This window comes from Leifsonia sp. 21MFCrub1.1 (genome assembly GCF_900107895.1).
In the GTDB taxonomy this organism is placed as follows: domain Bacteria; phylum Actinomycetota; class Actinomycetes; order Actinomycetales; family Microbacteriaceae; genus Leifsonia; species Leifsonia soli.
This window is the reverse complement of record NZ_LT629867.1, coordinates 2,370,013-2,385,293: the sequence shown is the minus strand read 5'-3', so window position 1 is coordinate 2,385,293 and position 15,281 is coordinate 2,370,013. Positions and strand designations below refer to the sequence as shown.

General features: G+C 72.3%; 15 protein-coding genes. 11 read left to right on the top strand and 4 right to left on the bottom strand.

Translation table 11 applies throughout. The annotated features are described in order from the left end of the window. Nucleotides 1–96: 96 nt before the first annotated feature. The gene (locus BLW09_RS11330) at nt 97–1,584 is read right to left on the bottom strand and encodes a DHA2 family efflux MFS transporter permease subunit (protein WP_089912521.1); all 1,488 of its coding nucleotides are present in this window, start codon (nt 1,582–1,584) and stop codon (nt 97–99) included. 91 nt (nt 1,585–1,675) lie between these two features. On the opposite strand from BLW09_RS11330, the gene BLW09_RS11325 reads away from it, so the two are divergent. The 6 genes from BLW09_RS11325 to BLW09_RS11300 are packed head-to-tail and all read left to right on the top strand — an operon-like array spanning nt 1,676 to nt 6,355. Further along, nucleotides 1,676–2,371, top strand: a complete 696-nt coding sequence (locus tag BLW09_RS11325; protein WP_089912519.1) for a TetR/AcrR family transcriptional regulator — start codon at nt 1,676–1,678, stop codon at nt 2,369–2,371. After that, nucleotides 2,368–3,279, top strand: coding sequence for a tRNA pseudouridine(55) synthase TruB (gene truB / locus BLW09_RS11320; RefSeq protein WP_089912516.1), 912 nt, complete (start codon nt 2,368–2,370; stop codon nt 3,277–3,279). The genes BLW09_RS11325 and truB overlap by 4 nt, the downstream gene beginning before the upstream one ends. Next, nucleotides 3,276–3,644 (top strand): hypothetical protein, encoded by a 369-nt coding sequence (locus BLW09_RS11315; protein WP_089912513.1) that lies wholly within the window; start codon nt 3,276–3,278, stop codon nt 3,642–3,644. Before truB ends, BLW09_RS11315 begins: the two co-directional genes overlap by 4 nt. A gap of 31 nt (nt 3,645–3,675) precedes the next feature. After that, nucleotides 3,676–4,176: a hypothetical protein gene (locus BLW09_RS11310; protein WP_089912511.1), complete on the top strand. Its 501-nt coding sequence runs from the start codon at nt 3,676–3,678 to the stop codon at nt 4,174–4,176. Continuing rightward, entirely contained in the window at nt 4,173–5,135 is a 963-nt protein-coding gene (locus tag BLW09_RS11305; RefSeq protein WP_089916826.1) for a bifunctional riboflavin kinase/FAD synthetase, read from the top strand. Before BLW09_RS11310 ends, BLW09_RS11305 begins: the two co-directional genes overlap by 4 nt. Then, on the top strand, nt 5,135–6,355 hold the full coding sequence (locus tag BLW09_RS11300; protein WP_089912508.1) for an MFS transporter: 1,221 nt from the start codon (nt 5,135–5,137) through the stop codon (nt 6,353–6,355). Before BLW09_RS11305 ends, BLW09_RS11300 begins: the two co-directional genes overlap by 1 nt. Nucleotides 6,356–6,443: 88 nt before the next feature. On the opposite strand, the gene BLW09_RS11295 is transcribed toward BLW09_RS11300, so the two are convergent. Beyond that, the gene (locus tag BLW09_RS11295) at nt 6,444–7,418 is read right to left on the bottom strand and encodes an ROK family protein (protein ID WP_089912506.1); all 975 of its coding nucleotides are present in this window, start codon (nt 7,416–7,418) and stop codon (nt 6,444–6,446) included. 91 nt (nt 7,419–7,509) lie between these two features. Between BLW09_RS11295 and BLW09_RS11290 the strand changes: the two genes are divergently transcribed. From BLW09_RS11290 to BLW09_RS11270, 5 genes are all read left to right on the top strand, one after another. Continuing rightward, on the top strand, nt 7,510–8,478 hold the full coding sequence (locus BLW09_RS11290; protein WP_089912503.1) for a sugar-binding transcriptional regulator: 969 nt from the start codon (nt 7,510–7,512) through the stop codon (nt 8,476–8,478). A 29-nt stretch (nt 8,479–8,507) separates the two neighbouring features. Beyond that, nucleotides 8,508–9,545, top strand: a complete 1,038-nt coding sequence (gene deoC / locus BLW09_RS11285; RefSeq protein ID WP_089912500.1) for a deoxyribose-phosphate aldolase — start codon at nt 8,508–8,510, stop codon at nt 9,543–9,545. A gap of 18 nt (nt 9,546–9,563) precedes the next feature. Continuing rightward, a complete protein-coding gene (locus tag BLW09_RS11280) occupies nt 9,564–11,069 on the top strand; it encodes an aldehyde dehydrogenase family protein (RefSeq protein ID WP_089912497.1) in 1,506 nt (501 codons plus the stop codon). Then, on the top strand, nt 11,066–11,926 hold the full coding sequence (locus BLW09_RS11275; RefSeq protein ID WP_089912494.1) for an aldehyde dehydrogenase family protein: 861 nt from the start codon (nt 11,066–11,068) through the stop codon (nt 11,924–11,926). Before BLW09_RS11280 ends, BLW09_RS11275 begins: the two co-directional genes overlap by 4 nt. 87 nt (nt 11,927–12,013) lie before the next feature. Beyond that, entirely contained in the window at nt 12,014–12,607 is a 594-nt protein-coding gene (locus BLW09_RS11270) for an SGNH/GDSL hydrolase family protein (RefSeq protein WP_089912491.1), read from the top strand. Nucleotides 12,608–12,713: 106 nt separating this feature from the next. Here BLW09_RS11270 and BLW09_RS11265 read toward each other — a convergent pair whose 3' ends face one another. Both BLW09_RS11265 and BLW09_RS11260 read right to left on the bottom strand, forming a co-directional pair. Further along, entirely contained in the window at nt 12,714–14,228 is a 1,515-nt protein-coding gene (locus BLW09_RS11265) for a PucR family transcriptional regulator (protein WP_089912489.1), read from the bottom strand. Next, a complete protein-coding gene (locus BLW09_RS11260; protein ID WP_089912486.1) occupies nt 14,225–15,253 on the bottom strand; it encodes a DUF917 domain-containing protein in 1,029 nt (342 codons plus the stop codon). Before BLW09_RS11260 ends, BLW09_RS11265 begins: the two co-directional genes overlap by 4 nt. Nucleotides 15,254–15,281: the final 28 nt, after the last annotated feature.

Here is a 15,281-nt window from a genome sequence, read left to right as displayed (position 1 = left end):
AGCCTAACCGCGGCGCATCCCCCGCCGTCGAGTCCGAAGATTTTGCACGCGACGCGCCGTGGCGGTGTGCAAAGTTCGCGGACTCGACGGCGGGGGTCAGTCGGCGAGGACGGGGATGGGTTCGGCGTCGGCGAGGGCGGATGCGGCCCGCTCGGGGGCAGCGGCGGCGCGGGCCGCTGCCCGGCGGCCGGGCAGCGCCAGCGAGATCAGCGCGGCCGCGCCGAGGACTCCGGCGCCGACCCAGACGGCGGGGATCGCCGCATCCACATAGCCCGTCGGGGTGAGCGTGCCGCCCGCGCCGGTGAACACCGCGGTCAGGACGGCGACGCCGAGAGCGACTCCGACCTCCCGGAGCGTGGAGTTCGTCCCGGATGCCTTGGCGTGGTCGGCTGGCCGCATGTTCGCGAGCACCGCCGTCGAGCTGGGGGCGAAGACGAGGCCCATGCCGATCCCGGCCAGCAGGAACGGCGGCCACATCTCCGAGTAGGGCAGCGTGGCCGACAGGGTGAGGGCGATCCAGCCCATCGCGACGGCGAGCAGGACGAGGCCGGCCACGACCGGGAGGCGCGTGCCGGTGCGCGACGACAGCAGGCCGGTGAGCGGTGCCACGACCATCGGGGCGAGCGTCCACGGCATCGTCATCACGCCCGCCTCGAGCGGCGTGTGGCCCTGCACGACCTGGAGGAACTGGATGAGGATGAAGATCGCCCCGAAGATGCCGAAGCTGAACGTCACGCCGACGAGGTTGGCCACCGTGAAGCTGCGGTCGCGGAACAGCCGGAGGGGCAGCAGCGGCGCCGCCGTGCGCGACTCCCAGAGGACGAAGGCCACCAGCAGCGCGGCGCCCGCGATGAGCGGGATCAGCACCTCGGCGCTTCCCCATCCCGCGTCGTTCCCGCGCACGATCGCCCAGACCACTCCGAGCACGCCGGGGGCGGCGAGCAGCAGGCCGACGACGTCGGCCCTGACTCGGGCGCCGAAGCTGTTCGGCAGGGCGAGAAGCACCAGCGGGACGGCGATCACGCCGAGCGGGACGTTGAGCCAGAAGATGGCCTGCCAGTTCCATCCCTCCACCACGGCCCCGCCGATGAGCGGACCGAGAGCGACGCCGAGTCCCGAGATGCCGCCCCAGATGCCGATGGCGGCGGGGCGCGTGCGCTCGCTCACACTCCCGGCGAGCAGGGTCAGCGACAGGGGGAGGAGGGCTGCGGCGCCGGCGCCCTGCAGCGCGCGGGCGCCGATGAGCTGCCACGGCTCGGTGGAGAGCGCGGCTGCCGCACTGGCGAGGGTGAAGACGGCGATGCCGCCGAGGAAGACGGAGCGCCGGCCGAGCCGGTCGCCCAGGCCGACCGCCATCAGCATCAGCGTCGCGAAGGTGAGGGTGTACGCGTTGACCACCCACTGCAGCTCCTCGATGGAGGCGCTGAGGTCTTTCGCGATCACCGGCAGCGCGCTGGTGACGACCAGGTTGTCGAGGGTCGCCATGAACATGGGCAGCGAGGCGGCGACGATCGCCAGCCAGATGGGGATGCGCCGGGAGCGGGCGGTCGTGCCGCCGGCGTCGCGGGTGAGGGGAGCGGACATGCACGCCTCCAAGAGAGATGGTCGTCGGGAAATGTGGTTATCGGATGATTACAAGAGCTGACACTAGTAATCGGCTGATAACCTGTCAAGCGTGACAGACAAGATCAGCGAGAGGATCCCGTCGGCCGAGCGCCGCGAGCAGATCCTTGAAGCGGCCAGCCGGGTGTTCGGCGAGCGCGGCTACTTCGGCGCGACGACCGACCAGATCGCGAAGGCGGCCGGAATCAGCCAGCCGTACGTGGTCCGCATGTTCGGCGGCAAGGAGAATCTGTTCGTCGGTGTGCTCTCGCGCTCGCTGGAGCGTCTGCTCGTCGCCTTCACCCGCACGCTGGAGGAGTGGAAGGCGGAGGGCTCGCCCGCGGCCCCCGCCGCCGCCGTCGTCAGCGATGGCACGCCGGTCGCCGGCGGGCACGGAGAGATCGGCCGTCGCCTGGGCCTCGCCTACGTGAATCTGATCGAGGACCGCGGACTCCTGCTGTCGCTCATGCAGGCGTTCAGCATGGGGCAGGACCCGACCATCGGCGCGAGGGCGCGCGACGGCTTCCTGGCGATCTACCGCCTGCTGCGCGACGAGGCGGGCTTCACGCCCGAGCAGACGCGCTCCTTCCTCGCCGAGGGGATGCTGCTCAACACGCTCCTGGGACTGCGGCTGCCCGACGAGTACGGCCGGGACGAGGCGGCGACGGAGCTGCTGGAGTGCACGTTCCGCACCAAGCTGGAACTGGTCCTGGGGGTGGCCGCCGAGAACGGCGCCGCCTCCGTTCCGGCGAAGGCGCAGGGCGCATGACCGGCAGCGGTCTCATCCTCGTCGACAAGCCGGCGGGCATGACGAGCCACGACGTCGTCTCGCGCGTGCGACGCGCGGCGGCCACCCGCAAGGTCGGGCACGCCGGCACGCTGGATCCGATGGCGACCGGGCTCCTCATCCTCGGGATCAACTCCTCCACGCGCCTGCTGACCTACATCGTCGGCGCGGACAAGGAGTACCTGGCGACCATCCGTCTCGGGGCGTCGTCGACGACCGACGACGCCGAGGGAGAGCTGGGCGAGCAGGCGCCGCAGGCTGCGCTGGACGCCGTGACCGGCGACGCGATCGCCGCGGGCATCGCCCGGCTGACCGGCGAGATCGAGCAGATCCCGTCCTCCGTCAGCGCGATCAAGGTCGACGGGAAGCGCGCGTACGCCCGCGTCCGCGCGGGGGAGCAGGTGGAGCTGAAGCCGCGTGCGGTCACTGTGTCCGAGTTCGAGCTGATCGGCACGCGCCGCGACGCGGGCGCGATCGACCTCGACGTCCGCGTCGTCTGCTCGTCCGGCACGTACATCCGCTCCCTCGCCCGCGACCTCGGCGCCGGCCTCGGCGTCGGCGGCCACCTGACCGCGCTGCGGCGCACCCGGGTCGGCGCGTACGACGTGCGCGACGCCCACGACCTCGCTACGCTCGACGCGGAGGCCGCGCTGATCCCGGCGGTGGATGCGGCCGTCCGGCTGTTCGAGCGCCTCGACCTCACCGAGCAGCAGGCGATCGACCTGACGCACGGCCGCCGCATCCACATCGCGGACCGCGAGGGAGCAGGCGGCGTGCCGGTCGCGGCCGTCGCCCCGAACGGAGCACTGGTGGGACTCATCGAGTTCCGCGGAAAGGAAGCACGGACCCTGGTGAACTTCCCGACGGACGAAGCGGTCGGACCCGCATGATCGAGTGGTTCGTCACGCTCCAGGTGATCGTCGCCTGCGCAGCGGGCATCCTGTGCATCGTCCTCGGGCTGGTCGGACGCCTGCCGGGCGACGTGTCGATGGGCGCGGTCGCCCTCGTGGAGCTGCTGCTCCTCGTCCAGCTGGTCATCGCGATCATCGCGCCCGCCGCGGGGAACCCGCCCTCCGGCAGCCTCGCCGAGTTCTACATCTATCTGATCACGGCGCTCATCCTGCCGCTGGCCGGCGGCTTCTGGGCCCTGATCGAGCGGAACCGGTGGAGCACGGTCATCCTCGGCGGCGTCTGCCTCGCCATCGCGGTCATGGTGTACCGGATGGGGCAGATCTGGTTCGTCCAGGGCGCCTGACGGCCTCTCCAGGCAAATAGAATCGAAGGCGATGTCCCACCACACCATGTCCGCGCGCACCGACTCCGAGCCGTCCTCCCCGAGGCGGCGGATGACGGGGGTGGGCCGGGTGCTCGTCTTCGTCTACGGCATCCTGGCGCTGGCGGCCACCGGCCGCAGCGTCTTCCAGATCATCGACCGCTACCACGAGGCGCCGGTCGCGTTCACGCTCTCCGGTCTCGCTGCCGTCGTGTACATCGTCGCGACCATCGCGCTGATCGCGCCAGGACGGTTCTGGTACCGGGTCGCCTGGGCCACCATCAGCTTCGAGCTCGCGGGCGTGCTCATCGTCGGGACGCTGAGCCTGTTCGCGCCGGCCGTCCTCGGTCTCCACGACATCGACCCGTTCGGCCGCGACGCCACCGTGTGGTCGGTGTACGGGATGGGCTACCTGTTCATCCCGCTGGCCCTCCCGGTGCTCGGGATGCTGTGGCTGCGCCGCCACCGCCCGGCCGATGCGGCACCGGCCGCCGCCTCCGGGGCCGCATCGTGAAGGTCTTCCACACCGTTTCCGAGGTTCCGGACGGCTGGGGCCCCAGCGCTGTCACCATCGGTAAGTTCGACGGGGTGCACACCGGCCACCGGGCCGTGATCGACCGGCTGCGCACCGTCGCCGCCGAACGCGGGCTGGTCTCGACCATCATCACTTTCGACCGCAACCCGCTCGAAGTGCTCGCGCCCGAGAAGTGCCCGCCGTCGCTCGTCAGCAACGCGCAGAAGCTCGACCTGCTCGCGTCCACCGGTGTCGACGCGACGCTCATGGTCGCCTTCGACCGGGCGCTCGCCGGGCTCGAACCCGAGGAGTTCGTCCACCGCATCCTCGTCGACCGGCTGCATGCCGCGGCCGTGCTGGTCGGCAGCGACTTCCGGTTCGGCGCCCGTGGCGCGGGCGACGTCGCCCTGCTGCGCCGGCTCGGCGAGACGTACGGCTTCGCGGTCGAGCTCATCGACGACGTGCGGCCGGAGCACGGCCGCCGCGTCTCCTCCACCTGGATCCGCGAGCTGCTCGCCGACGGCGACGTCGCGCACGCGACGCAGCTGCTGGGCGCCGCGCCGACCGTGCGCGGACTCGTGGTGCACGGCGCTGCGCGCGGACGCGAGCTCGGGTTCCCGACGGCGAACCTGTCGCCGGAGTCGGAGGGGCTCATCCCCGCCGACGGCGTGTACGCCGGCTGGCTGACGGACGCGGGGGAGCGCTACCCCGCCGCGATCTCGGTCGGCAACAACCCGACCTTCGCGGGCGTGCCCCACAAGCAGGTGGAGGCGTACGTGCTCGACCGCGAGCTCGACCTGTACGACCACACGGTCGAGGTCGCGTTCGTCGAGCGCATCCGCGGGATGGTCGCGTACACGGGCATCGAGCCGCTCATCGCACAGATCGCGGCCGACGTCGAGCAGGCGCGGCGCATCCTCGGCGTCGTCCCGGCGACCGACGCCGACGAGCGCGCCTGATGACGGGTGCGAACCCGGCCGCCGACCGGCGGCCGCTCTGGCACGGGCGCGCGATCGCGCTGCTCGGCATCCTGCTGGTCGCCGCGAACCTCCGCACCGCGGTCGCCGCGCTGTCGCCGATCTTCGCTGAGATCCGCACCGATTTCGCCGTGTCCAGCATCGGGGTCGGACTGCTCGGGATGCTGCCGCCGGTCTGCTTCGCCGTGTTCGGGCTGATCGCGCCATCGTTCACCCGGCGGCTCAGTCTCGAAGCCGTCGTGCTGCTGGCGCTCGGCGTCATGCTGGCCGGCCATCTCATCCGCGCGGCCGCTCCGTCGTTCGCGGTGCTGGCGATCGGGTCCGCCGTGACCTTCGCGGGCATGGGTGTGGGCAACGTGCTGCTCCCTCCGCTGGTGAAGCGGTACTTCCCCGACCGGATCGGGCTCGTCACCTCGCTGTACGCGACGGTGATGTCGGTGTCGACGCTGCTGCCTCCGCTCGTCGCCGTTCCGGTCGCCGACGCGGCCGGGTGGCACGTCTCGGTCGGCATGTGGGCCGTGGTCTGCGCGCTCGCGATCCTGCCGTGGCTGCGCATCCTGATCACGCACAGGCCGGCGCACCCGGACCGCGACGTCGAGGTGGAGAAGGCGCAGCCGGCGATGGCCGGCCGGGTCTGGCACTCGCCGCTGGCGTGGGCGATGGCCGTGCTGTTCGCTGTGTCGAGCCTCAACGCGTACGCGATGTTCGCGTGGCTGCCCGAGATCCTGCACGACGTAGCCGGGCTCCCGCCGCTCGAGGGCGGGGCCCTGCTGTCGGTGTATGCCGGGATGGGCATACCCGCCGGGCTGCTCGTGCCGCTGCTGGCGGCGCGGATGCGGAACGTCGCCTGGCTCATCTACGCCGGTGTCGCGTTCTTCGTGCTGGGGTACCTCGGCCTCATCCTCGCGCCCGGCGTCGCGACGTGGCTCTGGGTCGCGCTGGCCGGGCTCGGGCCGTTGCTGTTCCCGCTCTGCCTCGTGCTGATCAACATGCGCACCCGGACGCATGCCGGATCCGTCGCGCTGAGCGGGTTCACGCAGGGGCTCGGCTACACGCTGGGCGCGCTCGGACCGCTCGCGGTCGGCGTGCTCCACCAGCTCACCGCCTCGTGGACGCTCGCCCTCGTCGTGCTGACCGCGACCGCCCTCGCCGCGGCGGCCGCCGGCGCCGTCGCCGCGCGCCCCCGCTACCTCGAAGACTGACCCCCACTCCACCCACCGTCGAGTCCGCAAAGACTGCACGCTGCTGCCGCGTGTCGCGTGCAATTTGTGCGGACTCGACGGTGGGGCGTCAGGGGAGGAGGGCGGCGCGGTGGATGAGGGCGGCTGCTCCGATGAGCGGGCCCTCGGAGGAGAGGGCGGACGGGACGATCCGCACCTTGCGCACGAACGGGAAGTAGTGGTGCTCGATCACGTCGCGCATGTGATCGAACAGGTCCGGCGTCGAGTGCGAGAACCCGCCGCCGATGGCGACGAGCTCCAGGTCGAGCAGCGCCGTCGCCGACGCGATCGCGCGCCCGACGGCCTCGCCGGTGCGGGCGATCGCCTCGCGCGCGATCAGATCGCCCGCGACGTACGCCGCCGCCAGGTCCTCCCCGGTCGCCCCCTCGAAGCCCTGCTGCCGAGCCCACGCGACGGTGTGCGGCCCGGACGCCATGGCCTCCAGCGCGTACGGGTTGCCGAAGGTGTCCTCGCCCTTGATGTCGCCGACCTCGACGTGCCCGATGTGGCCGGCGTTGCCGGTCGGCCCGGTGATCACGCGGCCGCCGACGATGAGTCCGCCGCCGATGCCGGTGGAGATGACCATCCCCATGACGTTGTCGACGCCCTGCGCGGCGCCCACCCAGTGCTCGGCCATGGTGATCGCCACGCCGTCCATCTCGAGCGTCACGGGCACGGCGAGGCCGAGGTCGGCGGCGACGCCCGCGACGAAGTCGCGCATCGGGTAGTCGCGCCAGTGCGGCACGTTGAGGGGCGAGACCAGCCCGCGCTGCCGGTCGATCGGTCCGGCGCTCCCGATGCCGACGCCGACGATCGAGGCACCGGCAGGGAGGGATGCGGCGGCCGCGCGCACGACGCCGCCCACCGACTCCTCGAGTTCCGGGACGGTGGCGTTCCGCCCGGTCGGACGGCGGTGCCGGGAGCCCTCGACGAGGCGCCCCTCCGCATCCACCAGGGCGGCTTCGACCTTGGTGCCGCCGAAGTCGACGGCCAGGACGTAGGGGGTCGGTGCGGCGGGGGCGGCGAGCGTGGGGTCTGTGGGCACGACCCAACGATAAACGAAACGCGCTCTGCTCATTTGAGCATCCACCACACACATGTTGCTCACGTGCGCGGGGTCTTCCTAAGCTGGAGGCGTGGCCCTGAACGATTCGGACGAGATCCTCGCCGTCAAAGCCGCGGAACTCTATTACGAAGCCGGCAAGACGCAGGACGAGATCGGCGTCGCCCTCAACGTCTCGCGCTGGAAGGTCGGCCGTCTGCTCGTCGCCGCCCGCGAGCACGGATTCGTGCGCATCGAGATCGTCCACCCCAGCGCCCGCCGGTTCTCGCTCGAGCGCGAGCTCTGCGGCTTCTACGGCCTGGTGGATGCGGTCGTCGTGCCGGCCGCGGAGTCCGACGCCGACGTCCAGGCCCGGGTCGCGCAGGCCGCCGCGGACTATCTGACGACGCTGCGTCCCGTGCCGCGAACGCTGGGCGTGAGCTGGGGCCGCACCCTGCACGCCGTCGCCGCACGCCTGCGCCCGGGCTGGGCCATCGGGGTGAACCCGGTGCAGATCAACGGCAGTGTCTCCTCGACCCGCCAGGCCACGGCGGCGGCCGACACGGCCGTCGTCATCGCCAGGAAGGCGCAGGGCACAGCGACCCTGCTGCCCAGCCCGGCGATCTTCGAACACGCCGCCACCCGCCGGGCGATCGAGGCCGACCGCTCGGTGCAGAGCGTCCTCGAGCTCGCGCGGGACGCGAGTGCGTACCTGTTCAGCGCCGGCGTCGTCGACACCAGCTCGGTGCACGTCGACTCCGGGTACCTCTCGGTGGAGGATGTGGCCGCGCTGGCCGAGAAGGGCGCGGTCGGCGACGTGGTCGGCCGCTTCATCACCGACGACGGACAGGTCGCCGACCCGGAGCTCAACGCGCGGACCCTCGGGCTCAGCCTCGACGAGCTCCGCTCGGCGCGGACGTCCATCGCCGTCATCGCCGGGGAGGCCAAGCACCGCGTCGCCCACGCCGTCGTCGCGAGCGGGCTCTGCACGACGCTCATCACCGACGAGTCCACCGCCAACGACCTGCTCGGGCGCACGGCGCCCGGCACGACCGCTCCGTAGCATCCGAGCTGCACCATCTGGAGGAACACGTGACCATCGAGACAACGCCGCCCGTGCGCACCCTCGCACCCGCGGCCCGCGCCGTCGAGGTGCTCGGCGGCGACCTGACGGAGGGATCGCTGCGGCGGTACCTCAACGGCATCCCCGGTGTGGATGCGGTGGGCCTGGAGCAGCGCGCGGCCGGCCTCGGCACGCGCTCCATCAAGACCACCAGCAAGAAGTGGGCGCTCGACACGGTCATCGAACTGATCGACCTCACCACTCTGGAGGGCGCGGACACCCCCGGCAAGGTGCGCTCGCTCGTGGCCAAGGCGCTCACGCCCGACCCGTCCGACCTGACCGCACCGCGTCCCGCGGCCGTCTGCGTGTACGGCGACATGGTGCCGTACGCCGTGGAGGCACTGGGTGCCTCCCACGCGGGCGCCGTGCGCCGCGCGGGCGGCCAGGGCGGCGTCAGCGTGGCGGCCGTCGCGACCGCGTTCCCGAGCGGACGCGCCTCTCTGAAGGTCAAGCTCGCCGACACGGCGGACGCCGTGGCCGCCGGTGCGGACGAGATCGACATGGTGATCGACCGCGGGGCGTTCCTGTCCGGCCGGTACGGCCTCGTCTTCGACGAGATCGTCGCCGTGAAGGAGGCCTGCCGCCGCGAGGACGGCACGTACGCGCACCTCAAGGTGATCCTGGAGACGGGCGAGCTGAACACGTACGACAACGTGCGGCGCGCATCCTGGCTGAGCATCCTGGCGGGCGGCGACTTCATCAAGACGTCAACGGGCAAGGTGTCGCCGGCGGCGACGCTGCCCGTGACCCTGCTGATGCTGGAGGTCGTGCGCGACTGGCACCGGCTCACCGGCGAGGAGATCGGCGTCAAGCCGGCCGGCGGCATCCGCTCGTCGAAGGACGCCATCAAGTACCTCGTGACCGTGGCGGAGACGGTGGGCGAGCGGTGGCTGCAGCCGCACCTGTTCCGGTTCGGCGCATCCAGCCTCCTGAACGACGTGCTCCTGCAGCGCCAGAAGCTGGCGACCGGGCATTACTCCGGCGCCGACTACGTGACGATCGACTGACCCGAAAGCAGAACTGACATGAGCTTCCTCGAATACGCCCCGGCTCCCGAGTCGCGGTCGATCCTCACCCTGCGCGACGAGTACGGGCTGTTCATCGACGGCGAGTTCGTCGCCGGGCACGGAACGCCGTTCCAGACCATCTCTCCCGCGACGGAGGAGCGCCTCGCGACCATCGCCACCGCCGACTCCTCCGACGTGGATGCGGCCGTCGCGTCCGCCCGCCGCGCCTACGACCGCGTCTGGTCGCGGATGAGCGGGAGCGACCGCGGCAAATACCTCTTCCGCATCGCCCGGCTCGTCCAGGAGCGCGCCCGCGAGCTCGCGGTGGCCGAGAGCCTCGACAACGGCAAGCCGATCAAGGAGAGCCGCGATGTGGATGTGCCGCTCGTCGCCGCCTGGTTCTTCTACTACGCAGGATGGGCGGACAAGCTCGAGCACGCCGGGCTCGGCCCCGCGCCCCGGGCGCTGGGCGTGGCCGCGCAGGTGATCCCGTGGAACTTCCCGCTGCTGATGCTGGCGTGGAAGATCGCCCCGGCCCTCGCCGCAGGCAACACGGTCGTGCTGAAGCCCGCCGAGACGACGCCGCTCACGGCGCTGCTGTTCGCCGAGATCGTGCAGCAGGCCGACCTGCCCGCCGGTGTCGTGAACATCGTCACCGGCGCGGGGGAGACCGGGCGCGACCTGGTCGCCCACCCGGATGTGGACAAGGTCGCGTTCACCGGCTCCACGGCCGTCGGGCGCGAGATCGCGCGCACCGTCGCCGGCACCTCCAAGAAGCTGACCCTGGAGCTCGGCGGCAAGGCCGCCAACATCGTCTTCGACGACGCTCCCATCGACCAGGCCGTCGAGGGCATCGTCAACGGCATCTTCTTCAACCAGGGCCACGTCTGCTGTGCCGGAAGCCGCCTGCTGGTGCAGGAGAGCATCCACGACGAGGTCGTCGAGCGGCTGAAGAGCCGCCTGTCGACATTGCGTCTCGGCGACCCGCTCGACAAGAACACCGACATCGGCGCGATCAACAGCGCGGAGCAGCTGCAGCGCATCCGCGAGCTGTCGGACATCGGCGAGGCGGAGGGCGCGGAGCGCTGGACGGCCGAGTGCGAGATCCCGGAGAACGGGTTCTGGTTCGCGCCGACGATCTTCGACAACGTGTCGACCAGCCACCGCATCGCCCGCGAGGAGATCTTCGGCCCTGTGCTGTCGGTGCTGACCTTCCGCACTCCGGCCGAGGCGATCGCGAAGGCCAACAACACCCCGTACGGGCTGTCGGCCGGCATCTGGTCGGAGAAGGGCAGCCGCATCCTGGCCGTCGCCGACAAGCTGCGCGCCGGTGTCGTCTGGGCCAACACCTTCAACCGCTTCGACCCCGCCAGCCCGTTCGGCGGGTACAAGGAGTCCGGCTACGGCCGCGAGGGCGGCCGTCACGGTCTCGGCGCGTACCTCGTGCCCGGCCGTTCGCTGCCCGCCGCCTCCGGCCTCCGCATCCCCGCCGTTCGCCCGACCCGCAAGGGAGCCTCCAAATGAGCCGCCTGGCCGTCCCCAAGACCTACAAGCTCTACATCGGCGGGAAGTTCCCGCGCAGCGAGTCCGGCCGCACCTACGAGGTCGTCTCGTCGAAGGGGGCGTTCCTGGCGAACGCGGCCAAGGCGTCCCGCAAGGACGCCCGCGACGCCGTCGTCGCTGCGCGCGCCGCCGTCTCCGGCTGGTCGGGCGCCACGGCGTACAACCGCGGCCAGGTGCTGTACCGGATCGCGGAGCTGATGGAGGGGCGTCGTGCCCAGTTCGTCGACGAGATCCAGAAGTCCGAGGGCGTCTCGGCGTCCGTCGCGACCGCGCAGGTCGACGAGGCGATCGACCGCTGGGTCTGGTACGCGGGATGGGCGGACAAGTTCGCGCAGGTCGCGGGCAACGCCAACCCGGTCGCCGGCCCGTACTTCAACATCTCCGTGCCGGAGCCGACCGGCGTCGTCGCCATCGTGGCGCCGCAGGACTCCAGCCTACTCGGCTTCACCAGTGCGGTCGCCCCGGCCCTGGTCGCGGGCAACACGGTCGTGGTGATCGCGAGCGAGCGCTTCCCGCTGTCGGCGATCAGCCTCAGCGAGGTGCTCGCGACGAGCGATGTGCCGGGCGGCGTCGTGAACATCCTGACCGGCTCGCCTGCCGAGATCGCGCCGTGGCTGGCCTCGCACGCCGACGTCAACGCGCTCGATCTGGTCGGCGCGGGCGAGCTCGACTGGGTGGACCTGCAGATCGCCGCGGCGGACACCCTCAAGCGCGTGCTGACGCCCGAGAACGGGCCCGATGCCGCCGCGCCGTCGCTCGACCGCATCGCCTTCTTCACCGAGACGAAGACGGTCTGGCACACCAAGTCGCTGCTGTAGGCGCCGCGCGCGGCGGGACCCCGGCCCGCATTCCTTCCCCTTGTCGCGGATGTGAGGGAGGATGGGGGCGAGGAACGGGGACACGGTATGACGGATGAGTGGAGACCCGAACGCGGTGAGCTGGCCCTCGTCGGCGACAGCCTGACGCAGGGCGGCGACTGGGATGCGCTGCTTCCCGGTGAGGCGGTTCGCAACTTCGGGATGGCCGGCGACACCACCGACGACGTCCTCGCGCGGCTCGGGGACGTGATCGACGCGCGGCCCGCGCTGATCGCCCTCCTCGTCGGCACCAACGACCTGGCCTGGCGCCGCTCGGTGGAGCACGTCGTCCGCAACGTCGAGACCATGCTGGTGACGCTCCGCAAGGAGCTGCCGGAGACGCGCATCCTGGCCCAATCGGTGATGCCGCGAGGGCACGAGTTCGCCGACCAGATCCGCGACATCAACCGGCACCTGTGGCAGTTCGCCCCGACCGTGCACGCCGGCTGGCTCGACCTGTGGCCGGCCATGGCGCTGGAGGACGGCGAGCTGAACCCCGCGTACACCGAGGACCGCCTGCACCTCAATGCCGAGGGCTACCGCGTGTGGGCCGGCGAGCTCATCCCCGCACTGGAGCGCCTCCGCGAGCTGCCGCCGTCGAGCCGCGCCATCACCCTCCCCGACCTCGGCGGCGCCGCCTAGCCCCCCACCCTCCTCACCCCGCCGTCGAGTCCGCGATCTTTGCACGCGACGCGCCGTGCGGGCGTGCAAAGTTTGCGGACTCGACGGTGGGGGGCAGGCGGACGGGTCAGCGGCGGAGCGCGCGGCAGGCGAGGTGCACGGCGAGGCGCGTCTCGGGGTCGGCGAGGTCGAGACCGAGCAGCTCCTGAGCGCGCGCGACGCGCGTGGAGACGGTGTTGCGGTGCAGACCGAGCGCCTCGGCGGTCGCCGCGATGCCCGACTCGTGGTCCAGGTACGCGGCGAGGGTCTCCACGAGCTCCGGCCCGCGGGCGAGAAGCGGGGCGAGCAGGGATTCCGCCGCGGGGACGAACGTGTCGCTCTCGGTCCACGACAGCAGCAGCTGCTCCAGTCCGAGTGCGTCGATCCGCACGAAGTAGCCCGTCGCCGACCGTCCGGCAGCGATGCGCGCGGCGTCCGAGGCTCCGTCGATCGTGGCGACGAGTCCCGCAGCGCCGCCCTCCAGCGTCCCGACCCCTGTCGCGACGTTGAACACGCGGCGGGCGGCCGTGTGCATCGCGAGCAGCGCCCGCACGCTCTCCTCGACCCGGCTCGGCGACGGCGGAGTGGCGAAGCTGAGCCAGCCCGTCACCCCGCGACCGCTCGTGGCGGCGTGCGAGTCGACGGGCAGCGCCGTCAGCTCCCGGGCCACCAGGCGCAGCAGCTGGAGGGTGTCGACGCGGGAGCGCCCGACCAGACGGAACCCCAGATGGTATCCGGTCGTCCGCCAGCCGCGCTCGAGCATCCGCTGCTCCAGCTCGGAGTCGCGGCTGTCGCGCAGCTCCAGGAAGTCGCGCAGCAGGCCGGAGGCGACCGCCGCATCGTTCACGTCGGCCACCTCGTCGATGAGGATGCGTGCGGCGACCGCGGGCATGGCCACCTCCGCTGCGACCGCCAGGGCGCTCAGCTGCGCGGCGCCGAGGCCCCGGCCGAAGACCGCCAGCCGGAGGCCGGCGCGGCTCGGGCTGTCCACCCGGACGGAGGCGGCGGACCCCTCCGGGAGTTCGACGGTGCTGATCCAGGGGCCGAAGTCGATCGCGGCGTGGACGGAGGCGGGCAGCGCTTCCCCCGCCTCCAGCAGCACGCCTTCGCCGTCGATCAGGGCGACGCCATGGCCCACGCTGGCGGAGAGGTGCCGAAGCAGATCCGCGAGGTTGTCCGCGTGGTACTCGATCGACTGCGCGACGCGCCGGACGTACCCGAGAGTGAGCGCGTCCCGTCCTTCGCGCAGCTCCCACCCGGCGCGGGCGAGCGCCATCGGGTCGGCCGCGCCGAGGAGCGCCAGCCCGAGGCGCTCCGCGAGGGAGCGGGTGCCCGCACCGAACCCCTCCGCCTCGGGGAGCACCAGCCCGCGGTAGCCGCGGTCGCGGACGCGGCGCACCAGCGCATCCTGCTGCCACGGCGTCGCCGGCGGCGGGACCGTGAGCACGGCGAGTCGTCCGTCTCCCTCGTCCGGCAGCCCGGACTCGTCCGCGGCGACGACGAGTTCACGCCACACGACGGACGGCTGCGCCCCCGCGATGGCGCGCAGTCCGCCGTTCGCGGGATGCGCGAACAGGGCCGCGAGGTCGAGTCCGTCGCTCACGCGTGCACCTCCAGTCCGCGCAGGCCGAAACCGGCGGGCGTGATGTGCCGCTCGCGGTCGGGGGAGGCGGTCCACCAGGCCGGGGCCGCCAGCGCGAGCACGATCACGTTGCGGGCGAGGGTGATCTCGTCGACCTGCAGCACGTCGCCCGAGACGGAGTCGAGCGCGACGATGATCTCCGGGCTCGCGGCGGTGGTCAGGCCGTCGCGCACGACGGCCAGCAGCTCCGATCGCGCCACGAGCCGCAGCAGGGCGCCGTCGTCGCCGTCGAGCTGGATGGCGCTGACGTACGGGTCCTCGACCGAGGCCTGGACGCCGCTCACCCGTCCCGTCGCGAGGAGCCGGGCGTCGATGGCCTCCGCGAGGGCGGAGGGGGCGAGGGTCCGGTCGGCGCTGCCGAGGCCGAGACGGAGGGCGCGCCCGGCCGTGCCGACCACCCCGTGCTCGACGAGATCGCCGACGGTGAAGCCGGCGACGAGCACGGCACCGGCGCCTCCCGCCTGGACGATGGCGGCGCGCACCTGACTCTCGACGTCCGCCGGCCGGGCGGTGTCGATCACGACGACGCCGCCTCCGGTGTCGCAGACCGCGACCACGCCGGGGACGGCGTCCACCAGCAGCGAGATCTGGTCGAGCCGGGGGAGCGCCCGGCCCATCAGGTCGGCGTCGACGAGGTCGAGGCGGTCGGCGAGGAGCAGCGGGCTGAGCCCGTTCATCCCGGCGCCCTCGAGCCCGCACACCGCGCTGGCGCGCACCCCGGTCCAGCGCTCGGCGGCCGCCAGCAGCGGCCCGAACGCGTCCGCCGCCGGGAGGCGCTCGGTCAGCAGGTAGGTCGACCCGGCGAACGCGACGGCGACGCACGGAGTGGCCGGGTCGAACGCGTCCGGCTCCCGCAGCACGATCGGCCAGATGGGGGCGTCCTGCACCATCAGCTCCAGCATCGTCGTGGCGCCGCCGCCCCCGGAGCCGAGCAGCGAGAAGCCCCGGGCGAGAGCCGGCAGGCTCTCCTGGCCGAGAGTTCTCATGTCCTCCAGCGTAGGCGGCGACGGCCGC